Below are 13,730 nucleotides of genomic sequence, written 5' to 3' on the forward strand. Positions count from 1 at the left end.
CGGGTCGGTCAGCGCTTCGCCGCGGCGGTTCCCGCGACGGCCGAGGTGTCGACCGTGAAGAAGGTGTCCGGGCGCGGATCGAGCAGTTGGGTCAGGAAGAGCAGAACCCCGGCGGATCCGCTCCACAGATCGGCGCTCAGGCGCAGGAGTTGGTCTCCGCTGAACCGCACACCCGTGGGGTGCGGTATCGCGTACCGGAACATGGCCCGCCCGACGTGCAACGCGGCCGCGCGCTCTTCCTGGTGTCCGGTGAGCAACGCGCGGTCAGCGAGGGCGAAGCCGAGACCGGCCATGCCCGCGTACAGCGCGGGCATCACGGCGTACGGCACTTGGAGCTGCGTCAGCAGACGTGGCATGGCGGCGGTGAGCCGCTCGTCGTCGCCGCTCTGGAGATAGCGTGTGGCGACATGGACCATGCCGGCCGTTCCGCAGTAGAGGTACGGCATCTGGCGAAGGTCGAGGGAGGAGACGGGGAACGCCATACCAGGGCTGCCCGGATTGCTCTCACGATCGAGTTCGGCGTGCAGCAGCCGCAGCCCGCGGTCCACGAGTCTGCTGTTCCCGGTGATCGCGGCGAGCTGTTGCAACATCAGAGCAACCCCGGTGCGGCCGTGCATCAGTCCAGTGGCGTCGTTGTCCCCCAGCTGACCCACGAGGACGTCGTCCGCGGGCAGTGCCTCGGCGAGTGCGGTCGCGCGGTCGAGATGATGTGCGTCGTGAGTGTGCCGGTACAGCGCCAGGTGGCTCATGGCAACTCCCGCAGCCCCGCCGAACAGGGTCGCGTTCTGACCGGTGAGCGGGTGCCGGTCGGCCGCGTCGAGCAGGGTACGGGCCTCCTCCACGTGCCCCTGACCGGCCAGCACCCAGGCGATTCCCGCCGTCCCCACATGGAGTCCGGGCACCAATTCGTTCGCGCTGGCGAGGGCATCGCGGCGCAGCCGCTCCAACACCCCCTCGGGCAGGGCCCGTCCGGCCGTGTGGAGGGCGTGCACGACACCAGCGGCACCGTATGCCACGCAGAGCGTGTTGGATCGGTAGCCCTGGGACACGGTGGGGAACATCGTCTCCGGGTGCTCGGCGTCCGCCATCGCCAGCAGTGCGTCCCCGACCCGGTCCCGCAGGTCGTTCAGGTGGGTGAGCGGGTTCTCGTCGACGCGCTCCGGAAGCGGCAGCTCGGGACTGTCGCCGGGCGTGTGGAAGGTCGTGGCGCGCTTCCACAGGGCGGGCGGGACCGGTGCGACCGCGGTCAGATCGTGGTGGAGGTGGGCCAGCGCGTCGGGGTTGCGCTGTACCACGTGGTGCGCTGGTGCCAACAGCAGTTGGGCCAGCGCGGCGATGCCGTAGGCGTCGTACACCGACAGGTCGTCCCCCACCAGCTTGCGCGGGGGCGTGTACCCGGGAGTACCCGCGAGAAGGAAGTCGTCGCCCAGACGGTGCGCGCACTCGAAGTCGATCAGCCGCACCCCGTCCTCCTCGTCGACGAGCACGTTGCCGGGGCTGACGTCGACGAAGAGATAGCCGCTGGAGTGCAGCTGGTCCAAGGCGCGTTCCACGTCGGAGATCACTTTCTCGCACCGCTTGTAGTACGCGGCGAAGTCGTCCGGCGTGGCGCCCGCCACCACCAGCGGGCTGTTGGCGACCATCCACTTCTGCAGTGTGATGCCCTCGACGAACTCGGTGACCAGGAAGTCGTGTTCCCATTCGCTGAAGTAGGCCACCGGCTCGGGAGCCAGACCTGGTGCCGTCTTGTGCAACGCCCGCAGGGTCTCCCACTCGCCGCGCAGCCGCTCCCGGGCGTCGCGCCCCTTCTCGATCGCCGTGTGGGCCCTGGCCTCCTTGACGAACACGATTCGCCCGGTCGAGAGTTCGCGGGCGCGATACGTGCCGCCGGCGTTGCTGTGCCGTATCGCCTCCTCGAACGCGAAGCCGCCGAATGTCGCCGGGCCGTTGTCCTCGGAACGCGCGGTGGAGGACGCGACCGGGGCAGCGAACGGGTCCGTCACTCCCTCGGGCAGGTGGAAGGCGGCTTCCCTGCGGTCCTCGACGAGTTCGCCGAGCCCGTCGAGGACCATGAGCGTGCTGGTGCCGTCTGCCTTGGCTCGCTCCACGCGCGCGAACCCCCCGTAGCGGTAGTGGACGACCCGCGATCCCGGGAATCGGCGGTCCGACAGGATGTACGGCCCTTCTTCATCCTCCAGGGCGGCGGCCAGTGCCTCCATGAGCCGCCGCGCCGAGGCAACGTCCACCGGGTACGCCGCGATGAACTTGCCGCCCTGCGGCCTGGAGGCGTGCTTGTGGTGCATCGCCTGGTAGAACAGGTCCGCTGACAGGTGCTTGAAGGGCACTTCCTGCTCGAAGCAGGTGGTGGCGACGGTGTCCAAGACCTCCGCCAGCCGTTCGGACCGGGCGGACACGTGGACCTTCCAGCCTTCCGTGACCATGCGGATGCCCTCGCGGTGCCACATGGTCCAGATCCCCGACTCCGTCTCCCGCCAGCCCTCCGCCACCCGGCTCGGCCGGTACACCGTTCCCCTGGTGGTTGCGCTCTCCAACGGGGCGTAGAAGTCCGGGTCGGCGAGGGTGAATCCCATCAGCGCGTTCATGAAGGTCTCCAGGTCGAAGAAGCGATGGTGGAGGAGCCGCACCCGTGTACGGCGGGGAGAGACCGGCGACCTGGCCGCAGTCGCGAAGTGGCCGGGTCGCCGGTGTCCGCGGCTAGCGCGGGTAGGTGGCGCAGAGCTGCGCGCTCCACGTGCTGATGAAGCCGTCGGCGGGCTGGGGGTCACTGGCCCCGAGCGCCTGCAGGCCGATGACGTCGGCGGCGTGAGCCTCGACTTCGGCCCCGGACGTGCCGTCGCTCGCGGGCTGGTCGGGAGTGATGGACTTGCTGCTGTCGGACATGCGCGGATCCCTCTGCGTGAGGCGAAGGTGAGCGTGCGCGGGGGTGTGCGAGGACGGGTGAGGCGGCTTGGCGGCCCCTGAGGGCCCCGCCGGACCGCCGGCTACTCCGTGCGGTGCTCGCAGAGCCAGGCGCTGAAGAGGCTTCCGGGCCCGGCACCGTCCTCGGGCCGCCCGTCGCTCGCACCGAGCTGCTGCAGCGCGAGCACAGTGGTGGCGCGGGCCTCGGTGGGGCCCGCCAAGGTGGAGGAATTGCTGTCGATCACCTGTCTGCTCCTTCGCGAGGTGGACCTGTGTCACGGCGTACCGGCGCTTTCCACGGGTGACGGGCTACAGCGGGTGCGGAGTGCATATCCAGCTGTAGCTGGAACCCCACGCTTCCTGTTCGGGCTGGGGGTTGCTGACACCGAGCCCCTGAAGTCCGAGGACTGGCGCGGCGTGCGCCTCGACCTCGGGCTCGGACTCGTCGGGATCGGTGGGACGAACGTTCTCAGTCATGATCGACTCCTTGGGGACCGGACAGGGCCTGTCGCGGTGACTGCTGGGTGCGCGAAGCGCGGTGTGGCACAGTGGGCCCGGCCGCGGTCCTGTACGCGGCCGGGCCCACAAGTCGGTTACTCGGGCTTCATGTCGCAGAGGGCCCAGCTCGAGGTGCTGAGGTGGGCCTCGACCTCGGGCTTCTCGTTGTCGCCCTTGAGGTTCTGCAGCTCCAGGACCGACTCGTCCTCGGGCTTGCCGGTGTTCGTGGGCTCGGTGTTCTCCGCCATTTCTGGCTCCTCCTGGGGGATGTGCGTGCGGTCTGTGGGTCCGGCCGCCCCGGCGCGGAGCCGTCAGCGGCCATGGGGGCTACTCCGCGCGGAAGCACCCGAGCATGCTCAGGGTGCTGAGGTGGGCCTCGACCTCGGGCTGCGTGTCGCCGCCTTCGAGGTTCTGCAGCTCCAGGACCGACTCGTCCTCGGGCTTGCTGGTGTTCGTGGGCTCGGTGTTCTCCGCCATGCTCGGCTCCTTGTCTGGGTGGATGCGCGGATCGCGCGGGATGGATTCGGCACCGGCTGCTCATTCCTGAAGCCGGTCAGTTGCCGACCTAGTTCTTGCTGATCGTGCAGAGCACGTAGCTCGAGGTGCTGTCGTGGGCTTCGACCTCGGGCTTGTCGTTGTCGCCCTTGAGGTTCTGCAGCTCCAGGACGGACTCGTCCTCGGGGTTGCCGGCGTTCGTGGGCTCCGTGTTCTCCGCCATGCTTGGCTCCTCGACTGGGTGGATGTGCAGATCGCGCGGGATGGATTCGGCGCGGGCTGCTCATTCCTGAAGTCGGTCAGTTGCCGACCTAGTTCTCGTGAATCGTGCAGAGCACGTAGCTCGAGGTGCTGTCGTGGGCTTCGACCTCGGGCTTGTCGTCGTCGCCCTTGAGGTTCTGCAGTGCCAGGACCGACTCGTCGTCGGGAAGACTGGCGTCGGGGGACTGGGTGTGCTCCGCCATGGTGATCTCCTTGTGCACTCGTGAACGAACCCGGGCCTTCGCCGTTTGGCCGACACTTCCGCCGCGGCGGGGTCGGAGACAGATGCTGTTCCGACACCCGAAAGCTAGGCAGCCCGCGTTCGGAAACGGGCAAGTGCCGGTATGGAAACGATGTTTGCCCAGCCCGGGCGGTATTGCCGACCGCATCGGCCACCCGGTGGCGCCCGCCGCCACCCGTCTCGGTCGCCCCGGCGCCGGCCGCGAGCTGCGGTCATACCGGTGACGAACCGGAAATCAGCCGGTTCCGCACCACCCGACGGGAGAGTCGCCCTCCGTGCCGCCCCGCGACAGAGCAGGGTTACGGATCCGACCGAGGAGGGGATAGTGGAACTGGCCGAGCTCATCGGACTGCGTCCGGTGCCCTGCGCCGGGCTGCTGCTCACGCTCACTCGGCGCTGCCCGCTCAGTTGCGCGCACTGCTCGACGTCGTCCACGACGACCGGCGAGGAGCCCGGGGCTGAGCAACTGCGGGCGTTCGTCGGCTCGTTCACCGCGGAGGACCGCCCCGAGGCCGTGATGCTGACCGGCGGGGAACCGCTGCTGCGGCCCGGCCTCGCCTACGAACTCGCCACGCTGGCTCGGGCCGCCGGGTCGCGGAGCGTGCTGCTGAGCGGCATGTTCTTCGCCCGCGACGGGCGCATCCCGCCGCCGGTCCTGCGGGCGATCGGCGCGGTCGACCACTTCTCGGCGAGCCTGGACGCCTTCCACGAGCGGGAGGTGCCGCGCGGGGACGTCTTCCGTGTGATGCGCCAGGTGCTCGACTCCGGGACCCCCGTCAGCTTCCATCTCGCCGGGACAGGACCGGAGGACCCCTACCTGGCAGACGTGACCGCCGCTATCGGGCGGGAGTTCGCCGACCGGGTGCCGATGCTGGTCAACGAGGTGCGCCCGGTGGGCCGGGCGGCCGCCTGGGCCGCCGCCGGTACGCGGCGCCCGGCCGCCGCGGGCCGCGCGCTGCCGTGCGCGATGGCCGCCTGGCCGACGGTGGCGTTCGACGGCGAGGTGCTCGCCTGCTGCAACCAGCGGGCGGTCGACCGCAGGCCGGTCCCCGCGCACCTGTCGCTCGGGCACATCGCCGAGGACGACTGGGCGACGGTGCGCCGCCGTTCGCTGTCCTCGCCGGTGCTGAGGATGGTCCGCGTGGTCGGCCCCACCCATCTCTACGGCCGCTACGCGCCGGAAGCGGGGGAGTGCGGCTACTGCGCCGGATGCCGGAACCTGTCGGAGCACCCCGCTGTGGTCGCGGGCGCCGTCCGCGACGCCTCTGGACTGGTCGGCGAACTGCTGGACCGAGAGGTGGCCCGGATGCAGGCCGACGCCGGTCCGGCCGAACTGCTCCGACGGTACGGCTGCGCACCCTACGCGGATCTGGTGGCGCTCCCGGGCGCGCCGGGGAGCCCCCGATGAGCCGCCCGTCTGCCCCGGGGACGCTGCCCGAGGAGCGCCGCATGCGTTCTGGCCTTGCCGTCGAGGGCGCCGGGGAGCCTCCGATGGGCCGTCCGCCTGCCCTGGGCGCGCCGCCCGAGGAGCGGGGCACGCGGTCCGTCGAGGGCGGTGGGGAGTGCCCGATGCATCGCCTCGCCGAGCTGCCGCGGTGGCGCGGCCGTACCGCCCGCCCGCCTGCCGGGCGGATCCTCGCCGTCACCAGGAGCGCCCGATGAGCCCCACGACCACTTCAGCCGCCCTGCGCGTCAAACTCGGCCTCGCCGCCCCCGCGTTGCGGGCCGCGACCACCGGACTGTGGGCGGGGGAGCAGGACCCGGAGCGGCTGCGGGCGGTCTACGTCGGCTACCTGTACGCGATGCACACCCTGGTGCGCGCGTCCGTGCCGCTGATGGAACGGGCCGCCTCGCGCTGCGCGGAACTGGGGGCGGCGGACGCCGTCGCCGGGCCGCTCGGGCGGTATCTGGAGGCGCACGCGGAAGAGGAACGCGGCCACGACGACTGGCTGCTGGAGGACCTCGCCGCGGCGGGCGCCGACCCCGCCGAGGCGCTGCGGCGGCTGCCGCACCCCGTGGTCGCCGACCTGGCGGGCGCGCAGTACTACTGGATCGAGCACCACCACCCCGTCGCCCTGCTCGGGTACATCCGGGTGCTGGAGGACAACGCCCCCGCGCCCTGGCTCGCCGACCGGCTCGCCGCGCGCAGCGGCCTGCCCGCGGCCGCGTTCCGTACCGTCCGCGAGCACGCGGACCTGGACACGGGGCACATCGCCGCACTGGACGACCTGCTCGACGCCCTGCCGCTGTCCGCCGCTCAGCAGGTCGCGGTGGCCGTCAGCGCCCTGTGTACGGCGGACGGGGTCACCCGTCTGTTCTCGCATCTCGCATCCGCCCCGGGAGGCACGCCATGACCCACGACCCCACCGCGCTGGACCGCCTGAACCTCGCGGGCTTCAGCCTCGACACGCTCACCGACGAGCAGCGTGAGGTGCTGTTGGCGCTCACCCCGTACGAGCTGGACCTGCTGGTCGACATCAAGGGCCGGCTGGACGAGGTCGGGCCCGACGTGCAGGCGCACAGCGAGATCGCGGGCGGCGCCCTCTTTTGAGCCCCCGGCCGCCGCCGGCCCCGCACCGCCGCACTGTCCCGTCTCGACATCCCCGTATCCCGGAGGGACCCGCCCATGCCCTGCTCCGCGTGTGGAGGCGCGCTGCCGCCCGACGCCCGTTTCTGCCCCGCGTGCGGCACTCCGTGCGCCGCTCCGGCAGCCGCCGGGGAGACCACCGAGTCGCGCAAGGTCGTGACGGTGCTCTTCTGCGACCTGGTCGGTTCCACGGCGCTCTCCGGGGGACTGGACCCGGAGACCCTGCGCTCGGTGACCCTGCGCTACTTCGAGCTGATGCGCGATCAGATCGAGCGGTTCGGCGGCACGGTGGAGAAGTTCATCGGCGACGCCGTCATGGCGGTCTTCGGCGTGCCGGTGGTGCGGGAGGACGACGCCCGGCGGGCGCTCGGCGCCGCGCTGGGCATGGTCGCCGCGCTGGAGGAGCTGAACACCGAGCTCGAAGCCGCCGTGGGCGTAAGGCTGTCCGTGCGGATCGGCGTCAACACCGGCCAGGTGGTGTCGGGTTCCGACGCGTCGGCCCGCCAGGCGCTGGTCTCCGGCGAGACCGTCAACGTGGCCGCGCGCCTGGAGCAGAACGCCGGGCCCGGCCGTATCCTCATCGGCCCTGACACCCTGCTCTCGGCCGGCGCCGCGGTCGAGGCCGAGCCGGTGGGACCGCTCACGCTGAAGGGGAAGGCCGAACCGGTCAGCGCGTACCGGCTGCTGGGCCTCGGCGAGGACGATCCCGAACTGCTGCGCCGCTTCGATGTGCGCTTCGTCGGCCGCGAGCGCGAACTGGCGGCGCTGGACGGCTCCCTGGCCGACACCGCCGGCGGCCGCGGCGCCCGGCGGGTGCTGGTGCACGGCGAGGCGGGACAGGGCAAGACCCGGCTGCTGCGGCAGTGGCTGCGCACCCGCACGCCGCTGTCGGGCGTCGGCCGCTGCCGCCAATACGGCGACCAGGGCAGTCTGAGCCCGCTCGGCGACGCCCTGGCCGCGGTCCTGGCCGCCGCCCCGCCCCTCGACGGCGCGGCCGACGCCCTGCGGGTGCTCCGCGGCGGGCTGCTGCTCGACGGCACTCCGAACCCGACGGTGGAGGAGACCCGCGCCGCCCTCGTCTCCGTCCTGACCGCGCTGTCCGCACGGCAGCCGGTCGTGCTGGTGATCGACGACTGCCACTGGGCGGGGCCGCTGCTGCTCGACGTACTCGACCGGCTCGTACGGGAGTTGGACCAGTCGGCGGTGCTGCTGGTCTGCGTGGCGCGCTCGGAGCTGCTCGACGCCGGAACCGAGTGGGCGCGGGCCCGGGTGCTGCCGCTGCCCGGGCTGTCGTACGAGGAGTCGGCCCTGCTGGCCGCGGGGCTGACCGACGTCAGTGCGCACTGGGACGCGGCGCCCGCACGTCTGCTGGAGCGCGCCAACGGCAATCCGCTGCATCTGGAGCAACTCATCGCCGCGGCCGTCGAGACGGGCTCGCAGGACGAACTGCCGCCGACCGTGCAGGCCGTGCTGGGCGCGCGTATCGACGCCCTCGAGCCACGGGAGCGCGCGGCGCTCGACCAGGCGTCGGTGATCGGCCGGGAGTTCGCCGCGGGCGAGCTGGCCGAGCTCGCCGAACTGTGCGGGACGCCCGAGGTGTTGCGGGCCGCGCTGTCGCAGCTGAGCAGACGGCGCCTGGTCGAACCGGTCCGTGAGGCGTCGTTCCGGTTCAGCAGCGGACTGGTGCAGGAGGTCACGTACGCGTGCATGTCCAAGCGGGCCAGGGCCGAGGGACACGAGCGGGCCGCCGACCTGCCGTCGGTGCTGTCCGCCGGGCACGCGGCGGTGGGCGGCCATCTGGAGCGCGCCTTCGGGTACCGCGGCGAACTGGGGCGGCTCGACGGCGCCACCGAGTCGCTGCGCGGCCGGGCCGCGGAGGCGCTGTCTCGCGCCGGGGCGCAGGCGGTGGCCCGCTCGGACCTGCCGTGGGCCGACGACCTGCTGACCCGGGCCGCCGCGCTGCACAGGCCGGGGGAGCCGGGCGGCGCGTCCGCGGCCCGCAGGCTGGGCGAGGTGCGCGCCGCGCTCGGCCGCGCCGACGAGGGCCGCACCCTGCTCAGGGGCGTACTGGCCGCGTCCGCCGACCCGTTGGAGGCCGCGCACGCCAGACTCGCGCTGGCCACCCTCGCTCCCGAGGACGAGTCGCCCGCCGACGCCGCCGACGCGGTGCTGCCGGTGTTCGAGGCGGCGGGGGACGAACTGGGCCAGGCCCGCGCCCGGTTGCGGCTGGCCCAGCGCAGCCAGTCCCAGGGGCTGCACGGCGACGCCGACCACCACCTCACCCGGGCCCTGGCCCACGCCGTGCGGGCCGACGGCGAGCCCGAGCGGGCCGCCGCGCTCGGCGCCATCGGCATCTCCCTGTGGCGCGGCCCGCTGCCCGTCCCGGCGGCGGTGGCCCGCTGCCGGGCGCTGCTCGCCGAGCACGGCGCCGAGCGGCGTACGGTCCGGATGACGCTGAACTGCCCGCTGGCGGTGCTGCTCGCCCTCCAGGAGCAGTGGGCCGCGGCGCAGGAGTGCCTGGCCGAGGCCGGGCGGCTGGCCGACGCCCTCGGCTACGCGGAGACGCGGGTCGCGCTCCCGCTGTTCGGCGCGGCGGTCGCGGCCCTGGCCGGGCAGAGCGGGCAGGCGCTGTCCCTGCTCGGTACGGCGGCCGACTCCGCGCGGCGGCTCGGCGCGACCGCCCTGCTCAACAGCGCCGCCCTGGAGTCCGCGCGGCTGCACGCCGACAGCGGCGACATGGCCGCGGCGGCCGACGTCCTCGGGCGGATCGTGCGGGCGGACGACGGCCCGCACGCCGAAGGGGTGGAGTACGACGGGCTGATGGGCCGGGCCGCCGCGGCCCAGGGGCGGCAGGACGACGCCGTACGGCTGTCCGCCCGGGCCGTCGCCGCGGCCGAGCACACCGACTCCCCGGTCGTCCGCGGCCTCGCCCTGCTCGACCAGGCACACACCCTGCGGCTGCTGGCCCTGCCCGACCGGGCGGCCAGGGCCGCCGAGGCGGCCGGCGCGGTCTTCGCGGCCAAGGGACACCTGCCCGGCGTGCGCTGGGCCGCGGGCCTGCTGGACGAACCGAATCGAGCGAACACGGAAATGAGCGAACGATGACGACAGCGGCACCCGCGGGTCTCACCTGGCGCCTGCTCGGCAAGGGCCCCGACGACATCCCGGTCTCCGCCGACGAGTTCCACGCCGGCAGCCCGCTGACCGACGGCTCCGGCCGCGGCGTGCGGGTCTGCGTGGTCGACTCCGGCGTCGAACGCGACCATCCGGCCGTCGGGCGGGTCAACGGCTCCTGGGTCGTGGTCAAGGACGACACCGGGATCCGTGTCGACGAGACCGACACCGGGGACACCTGCGGCCACGGCACGGCCTGCGCGAGCATCGTGCGCAGGGTCGCACCGGACTGCGAGCTCTACAGCGTCCGCGTCCTGGGCGAACGCTTCGCCGGGACCGGCGAGATCCTCCTCGAAGGACTGCGCTGGGCCGTCCGGCAGGGGTTCGACGTGATCAACCTCAGCCTGTCGACGACCAGGGTGCGCTTCGCGGAGGAACTGCACGCCCTCGTCGACGAGGCGTACTTCAACGGCACGATCATCGTCGCGTCGGCCCACAACGCCCCGGTGGAGAGCTTCCCCTGGCGGTTCGCGTCCGTGATCTCCGTCGGCAGCCACGAGGAGGACGACCCCGCACTGCACCTGTACAACCCCAGTCCGCCCGTGGAGTTCTTCGCCCCCGGCCAGAACGTGGAGGTGGCCTGGCTCGGCGGCCGCACCACCCGCTCCACCGGCAACAGCTTCGCGACGCCCTACATCTCCGGCATGTGCGCCCGAATCCTGTCCCTGGCCCCCCGCATGACGCCCTTTCACCTGAAGAGCGCCCTGCACGCGTCCGCCGCCAACGTCCACTAGCGACCACTAGCAAAGGTGCCGCCGTGTCCCTCGATCTCCAGCCCGCGAGCACATCCGTCCCCCACGACCCCATGGCGGTCGAACTCCTCCAGTCCGTCGTCGACGTCGCCCGGGCGATCTTCGGCGCCCAGGCCAGCTCGGTGTTCCTGCTCGACGAAGAGGCGGGGGAACTGGTCTTCCAGGCCGTCTCCGGCCGCGGCGAGGAGTTCCTGGTCGGCCGCCGCTTCCCGGCGGGCCGCGGTATCGCGGGCTGGGTGGCGGTCTCCGGCGAGCCGATCGTCGTCGACGACCTGGCGGGCAACACCGCCTTCGACCGTTCGCTCGCCCAGTCCACCGAGTACGTGCCGGACGCGATGATGGCGGCGCCGCTGGTCCACGGTGACCGGGTGCTGGGCGTGCTCGAAGTCCTCGACCCCGCACCGCAGGCCCGCTCCAGCCTGCCGGAACTCGACCTGCTCTCGCTCTTCGCCCGGCAGGCCGCGACCGCCCTGCGGTTCGCCACGGAACGCCGCACCGGCCAGGACCACGTCCCGACGGGCCTGCCGCCCGGCGGCCGCGCGGCCGCCGCCTGGCTGATCCGCGAGCTGGAGCAACTCGCGGACCAGGCCCCGGACGACTGAGCGGGCGCCCTCCGGGTGACACCGTGGTCACCGCACGCCTCTTCTGTCACAGCGGTGTCCATGACAACATTGTCATCCGGGTGGGGCCGCCGCGGTCCCCACCGCGACGGGCCGCCCCGTCCAGGGGCCGAGGAGGCCAGGGATGACTGTCAGGAGAACGCTCGCCGTGCTGGTCGCCGGGCTGGTGGCGGCCGCGGCCGCGCTGGTCGGCGGCGGGACGCCGGCCTCGGCGGCCGGCGGCAAGCGCGTGGTGGTCTACTACCAGACGCAGTACTCCAACGGGAGCTATGTCTCGCCGCTGGGCCTCACCGACCACAACACCGGGGCCACGGACCTGCTGATCGGCGCCTTCCACCTCAACGCCGACAAGTCCGTGCACCTGAACGACGACCCGCCCGGCGACCCGAAGTTCACGCAGATGTGGGCGGACGTCGCCACGATGCGGGCCAAGGGCGTCCACGCGCTCGGCATGGTCGGCGGGGCCGCCGCGGGCAGCTTCCAGCGGCTCGACACCGACTTCGCCACGTACTACCCGCTGCTGAAGAACGTGGTCTCCACCTACCACCTCGACGGACTCGACCTGGACGTCGAGGAGTCCATGTCGCTGGCCGGGGTCGAACGGCTGATCGACCAGCTGCACACCGACTTCGGCTCCGGCTTCCTCGTCACGCTCGCACCGGTGGCGACCGCGCTCAGCGGCGGCGGCAACCTCTCCGGCTTCAGCTACGACCAGCTCTACCGCGACCGGGCCGGCTCCATCGCGTGGTTCAACGCCCAGTTCTACTGCGGCTGGGGCTCGCTGAGTTCGACCAGCGGCTACGACGCGGTCGTCAACCACGGGGTGGTCCCGGCCGACAAGGTCGTCGCGGGCACCCTGACCAACCCCGACAACTGCGGCAGCGGTTATGTCGACCCCACCACGCTGCACAGCACGATCGCCGCACTCACCGCCACGTACCCGTCGTTCGGCGGCGTCGCGGGCTGGGAGTACTTCAACTCCCTTCCCGGCGGCACCGCCGCGCCCTGGCAGTGGGCCGCGCAGGTGAGCGCGGCGATGGGCGCGGGCGGCGGCACCGGCCCCACCGACCTCGCGCTGGGCAAGAGCGTCACCGGCACCGCCCCCTGCAACAGCAACGAGACGCCCGCGAAGGCGGTCAACGGCAGTGTCAGCGGCGGCAACAGCGACAAGTTCTGCTCCTTCGCCTCGCCGTCGCAGCTCACCGTCGACCTCGGCGCCAGTTACGCCGTCACCGGTCTCGAGATCGACCACGCGAGCGCGGGCGGCGAGTCCACCTCGTACAACACCAGGGCGTACACCGTGCAGGTCTCCACCAACGGCACCAGCTGGACCACCGTGGCGCAGGCCACCGCCAACACCGCCGGTGTCACCACCCACACCCTGACCGCGACCAGCGCGCGCTACGTCCGGCTGAACGTCACCAAGCCCACCCAGACCACCGACCCGGCCACCCGCGTCTACGAGCTGAAGGTCTTCGGCTAGGGCGTGATCCGCAGGACACACCCTGGGCAGGACCCCGGGGTGACGCACCGTCAGCGGCGCAGCAGCACCACGTGGGTCACGGTGTCCGAGGTGACCTGCTCGGCGACCCGGTAGTGGCTGACGGCGTCTCCCAGGTGGTCGAGCAGGCGCTCGCCCCGGCCCGCCAGGACCGGGGCGACGGCCATGTGCAGTTCGTCGACGAGACCGGCGCGCAGATACTGCTGGACGGTGCCCGGCCCGCCGCCGATCCGTACGTCCTTGCCGCCGGCCGCCTCGAAGGCCAGGTCCCGCACGGTCTCGATCGGCTGGTCGGTGAAGTGGAAGCGCGTGCCGCCCTCCATGGTCAGCGAGGGGCGCGGGTGGTGGGTGTGGACGAACACGTCGTTGTGGTACGGCGGGTTGTCTCCCCACCAGCCCTTCCACGACTCGTCCTGCCACGGCCCGCGCACCGGCCCGAACATGTTGCGGCCCATGATGGTGGCGCCGATGTTCTCCTCGCTGCGCGCGATGTAGTCGACGTCGATGCCCGCCTTGCCGTCCGCGAGGTCGCGCATCGCGGCGAACATCCAGGCGTGCAGGTTCTCGGGGAAGTCGCCGAACGGCGCTTCCAGCCGCTGGCCGGGGCCGGTGGCGAACCCGTCCTGGGTCACGGTCAGGTTGTGTACCCGCAGCTTGGGCATCGCGTGCTCCTCGGTCCGAT

17 protein-coding genes are annotated in these 13,730 nt (G+C 72.4%); 8 read left to right on the forward strand and 9 right to left on the reverse strand.

From position 1 onward, the window contains the following. Positions 1 to 8: 8 nt before the first annotated feature. The 8 genes from lanKC to AB0M29_RS31955 all read right to left on the reverse strand — a co-directional run bounded on the left by lanKC (position 9) and on the right by AB0M29_RS31955 (position 4,376). The gene (lanKC, locus tag AB0M29_RS31920; protein ID WP_365388997.1) at positions 9 to 2,645 is read right to left on the reverse strand and encodes a class III lanthionine synthetase LanKC; all 2,637 of its coding nucleotides are present in this window, start codon (positions 2,643 to 2,645) and stop codon (positions 9 to 11) included. Between the two features lie 70 nt (positions 2,646 to 2,715). Continuing rightward, positions 2,716 to 2,901 carry a hypothetical protein gene (locus tag AB0M29_RS31925; RefSeq protein ID WP_365388999.1) on the reverse strand — a complete coding sequence of 62 codons (186 nt, stop codon included), beginning with the start codon at positions 2,899 to 2,901 and terminating at the stop codon, positions 2,716 to 2,718. 101 nt (positions 2,902 to 3,002) lie between these two features. Further along, the gene (locus tag AB0M29_RS31930) at positions 3,003 to 3,164 is read right to left on the reverse strand and encodes a hypothetical protein (protein ID WP_365389002.1); all 162 of its coding nucleotides are present in this window, start codon (positions 3,162 to 3,164) and stop codon (positions 3,003 to 3,005) included. 64 nt (positions 3,165 to 3,228) lie between these two features. Beyond that, positions 3,229 to 3,396 (reverse strand): hypothetical protein, encoded by a 168-nt coding sequence (locus AB0M29_RS31935; protein WP_365389004.1) that lies wholly within the window; start codon positions 3,394 to 3,396, stop codon positions 3,229 to 3,231. Positions 3,397 to 3,512: 116 nt separating this feature from the next. Next, on the reverse strand, positions 3,513 to 3,665 hold the full coding sequence (locus AB0M29_RS31940; protein ID WP_365389007.1) for a hypothetical protein: 153 nt from the start codon (positions 3,663 to 3,665) through the stop codon (positions 3,513 to 3,515). 79 nt (positions 3,666 to 3,744) lie between these two features. Continuing rightward, on the reverse strand, positions 3,745 to 3,894 hold the full coding sequence (locus AB0M29_RS31945; RefSeq protein WP_365389010.1) for a hypothetical protein: 150 nt from the start codon (positions 3,892 to 3,894) through the stop codon (positions 3,745 to 3,747). A gap of 88 nt (positions 3,895 to 3,982) precedes the next feature. Beyond that, positions 3,983 to 4,135 carry a hypothetical protein gene (locus AB0M29_RS31950; protein ID WP_365389012.1) on the reverse strand — a complete coding sequence of 51 codons (153 nt, stop codon included), beginning with the start codon at positions 4,133 to 4,135 and terminating at the stop codon, positions 3,983 to 3,985. Positions 4,136 to 4,223: 88 nt separating this feature from the next. Further along, positions 4,224 to 4,376 carry a hypothetical protein gene (locus tag AB0M29_RS31955; protein WP_365389014.1) on the reverse strand — a complete coding sequence of 51 codons (153 nt, stop codon included), beginning with the start codon at positions 4,374 to 4,376 and terminating at the stop codon, positions 4,224 to 4,226. 363 nt (positions 4,377 to 4,739) lie between these two features. Between AB0M29_RS31955 and AB0M29_RS31960 the strand changes: the two genes are divergently transcribed. The 8 genes from AB0M29_RS31960 (at position 4,740) to AB0M29_RS31995 (ending at position 13,030) form a co-directional block, all read left to right on the forward strand. Next, positions 4,740 to 5,822, forward strand: coding sequence for a radical SAM protein (locus tag AB0M29_RS31960; RefSeq protein ID WP_365389017.1), 1,083 nt, complete (start codon positions 4,740 to 4,742; stop codon positions 5,820 to 5,822). Between the two features lie 41 nt (positions 5,823 to 5,863). Then, positions 5,864 to 6,076 (forward strand): hypothetical protein, encoded by a 213-nt coding sequence (locus AB0M29_RS31965; RefSeq protein ID WP_365389019.1) that lies wholly within the window; start codon positions 5,864 to 5,866, stop codon positions 6,074 to 6,076. Next, the gene (locus AB0M29_RS31970) at positions 6,073 to 6,768 is read left to right on the forward strand and encodes an iron-containing redox enzyme family protein (protein ID WP_365389021.1); all 696 of its coding nucleotides are present in this window, start codon (positions 6,073 to 6,075) and stop codon (positions 6,766 to 6,768) included. Before AB0M29_RS31965 ends, AB0M29_RS31970 begins: the two co-directional genes overlap by 4 nt. Beyond that, entirely contained in the window at positions 6,765 to 6,965 is a 201-nt protein-coding gene (locus AB0M29_RS31975) for an aroma-sacti cluster domain-containing protein (protein WP_365389023.1), read from the forward strand. Before AB0M29_RS31970 ends, AB0M29_RS31975 begins: the two co-directional genes overlap by 4 nt. Before the next feature lie 75 nt (positions 6,966 to 7,040). Continuing rightward, positions 7,041 to 10,106, forward strand: coding sequence for an adenylate/guanylate cyclase domain-containing protein (locus AB0M29_RS31980; RefSeq protein WP_365389025.1), 3,066 nt, complete (start codon positions 7,041 to 7,043; stop codon positions 10,104 to 10,106). Continuing rightward, positions 10,103 to 10,909 carry a S8 family serine peptidase gene (locus AB0M29_RS31985; RefSeq protein WP_365389027.1) on the forward strand — a complete coding sequence of 269 codons (807 nt, stop codon included), beginning with the start codon at positions 10,103 to 10,105 and terminating at the stop codon, positions 10,907 to 10,909. The genes AB0M29_RS31980 and AB0M29_RS31985 overlap by 4 nt, the downstream gene beginning before the upstream one ends. Positions 10,910 to 10,980: 71 nt before the next feature. Continuing rightward, on the forward strand, positions 10,981 to 11,529 hold the full coding sequence (locus AB0M29_RS31990; protein ID WP_365389082.1) for a GAF domain-containing protein: 549 nt from the start codon (positions 10,981 to 10,983) through the stop codon (positions 11,527 to 11,529). A 142-nt stretch (positions 11,530 to 11,671) separates the two neighbouring features. Then, positions 11,672 to 13,030 carry a discoidin domain-containing protein gene (locus AB0M29_RS31995; RefSeq protein ID WP_365389029.1) on the forward strand — a complete coding sequence of 453 codons (1,359 nt, stop codon included), beginning with the start codon at positions 11,672 to 11,674 and terminating at the stop codon, positions 13,028 to 13,030. 50 nt (positions 13,031 to 13,080) lie between these two features. Here AB0M29_RS31995 and AB0M29_RS32000 read toward each other — a convergent pair whose 3' ends face one another. Continuing rightward, positions 13,081 to 13,710, reverse strand: a complete 630-nt coding sequence (locus tag AB0M29_RS32000) for a dihydrofolate reductase family protein (RefSeq protein ID WP_365389031.1) — start codon at positions 13,708 to 13,710, stop codon at positions 13,081 to 13,083. Positions 13,711 to 13,730 lie beyond the last annotated feature (20 nt).

It is taken from the genome of Streptomyces sp. NPDC051976, assembly GCF_040680795.1.
Taxonomy (GTDB): domain Bacteria; phylum Actinomycetota; class Actinomycetes; order Streptomycetales; family Streptomycetaceae; genus Actinacidiphila.

Coding starts and splice junctions, on each gene's coding strand:
- AB0M29_RS31925 (WP_365388999.1), bottom strand. CDS start 2,901: ATGTCCGACAGCAGCAAGTCCATCACTCCCGACCAGCCCGCGAGCGAC.
- AB0M29_RS31935 (WP_365389004.1), bottom strand. CDS start 3,396: ATGACTGAGAACGTTCGTCCCACCGATCCCGACGAGTCCGAGCCCGAG.
- AB0M29_RS31940 (WP_365389007.1), bottom strand. CDS start 3,665: ATGGCGGAGAACACCGAGCCCACGAACACCGGCAAGCCCGAGGACGAG.
- AB0M29_RS31945 (WP_365389010.1), bottom strand. CDS start 3,894: ATGGCGGAGAACACCGAGCCCACGAACACCAGCAAGCCCGAGGACGAG.
- AB0M29_RS31950 (WP_365389012.1), bottom strand. CDS start 4,135: ATGGCGGAGAACACGGAGCCCACGAACGCCGGCAACCCCGAGGACGAG.
- AB0M29_RS31955 (WP_365389014.1), bottom strand. CDS start 4,376: ATGGCGGAGCACACCCAGTCCCCCGACGCCAGTCTTCCCGACGACGAG.
- AB0M29_RS31965 (WP_365389019.1), top strand. CDS start 5,864: ATGCGTTCTGGCCTTGCCGTCGAGGGCGCCGGGGAGCCTCCGATGGGC.
- AB0M29_RS31970 (WP_365389021.1), top strand. CDS start 6,073: ATGAGCCCCACGACCACTTCAGCCGCCCTGCGCGTCAAACTCGGCCTC.
- AB0M29_RS31975 (WP_365389023.1), top strand. CDS start 6,765: ATGACCCACGACCCCACCGCGCTGGACCGCCTGAACCTCGCGGGCTTC.
- AB0M29_RS31980 (WP_365389025.1), top strand. CDS start 7,041: ATGCCCTGCTCCGCGTGTGGAGGCGCGCTGCCGCCCGACGCCCGTTTC.
- AB0M29_RS31985 (WP_365389027.1), top strand. CDS start 10,103: ATGACGACAGCGGCACCCGCGGGTCTCACCTGGCGCCTGCTCGGCAAG.
- AB0M29_RS31990 (WP_365389082.1), top strand. CDS start 10,981: ATGGCGGTCGAACTCCTCCAGTCCGTCGTCGACGTCGCCCGGGCGATC.
- AB0M29_RS31995 (WP_365389029.1), top strand. CDS start 11,672: ATGACTGTCAGGAGAACGCTCGCCGTGCTGGTCGCCGGGCTGGTGGCG.
- AB0M29_RS32000 (WP_365389031.1), bottom strand. CDS start 13,710: ATGCCCAAGCTGCGGGTACACAACCTGACCGTGACCCAGGACGGGTTC.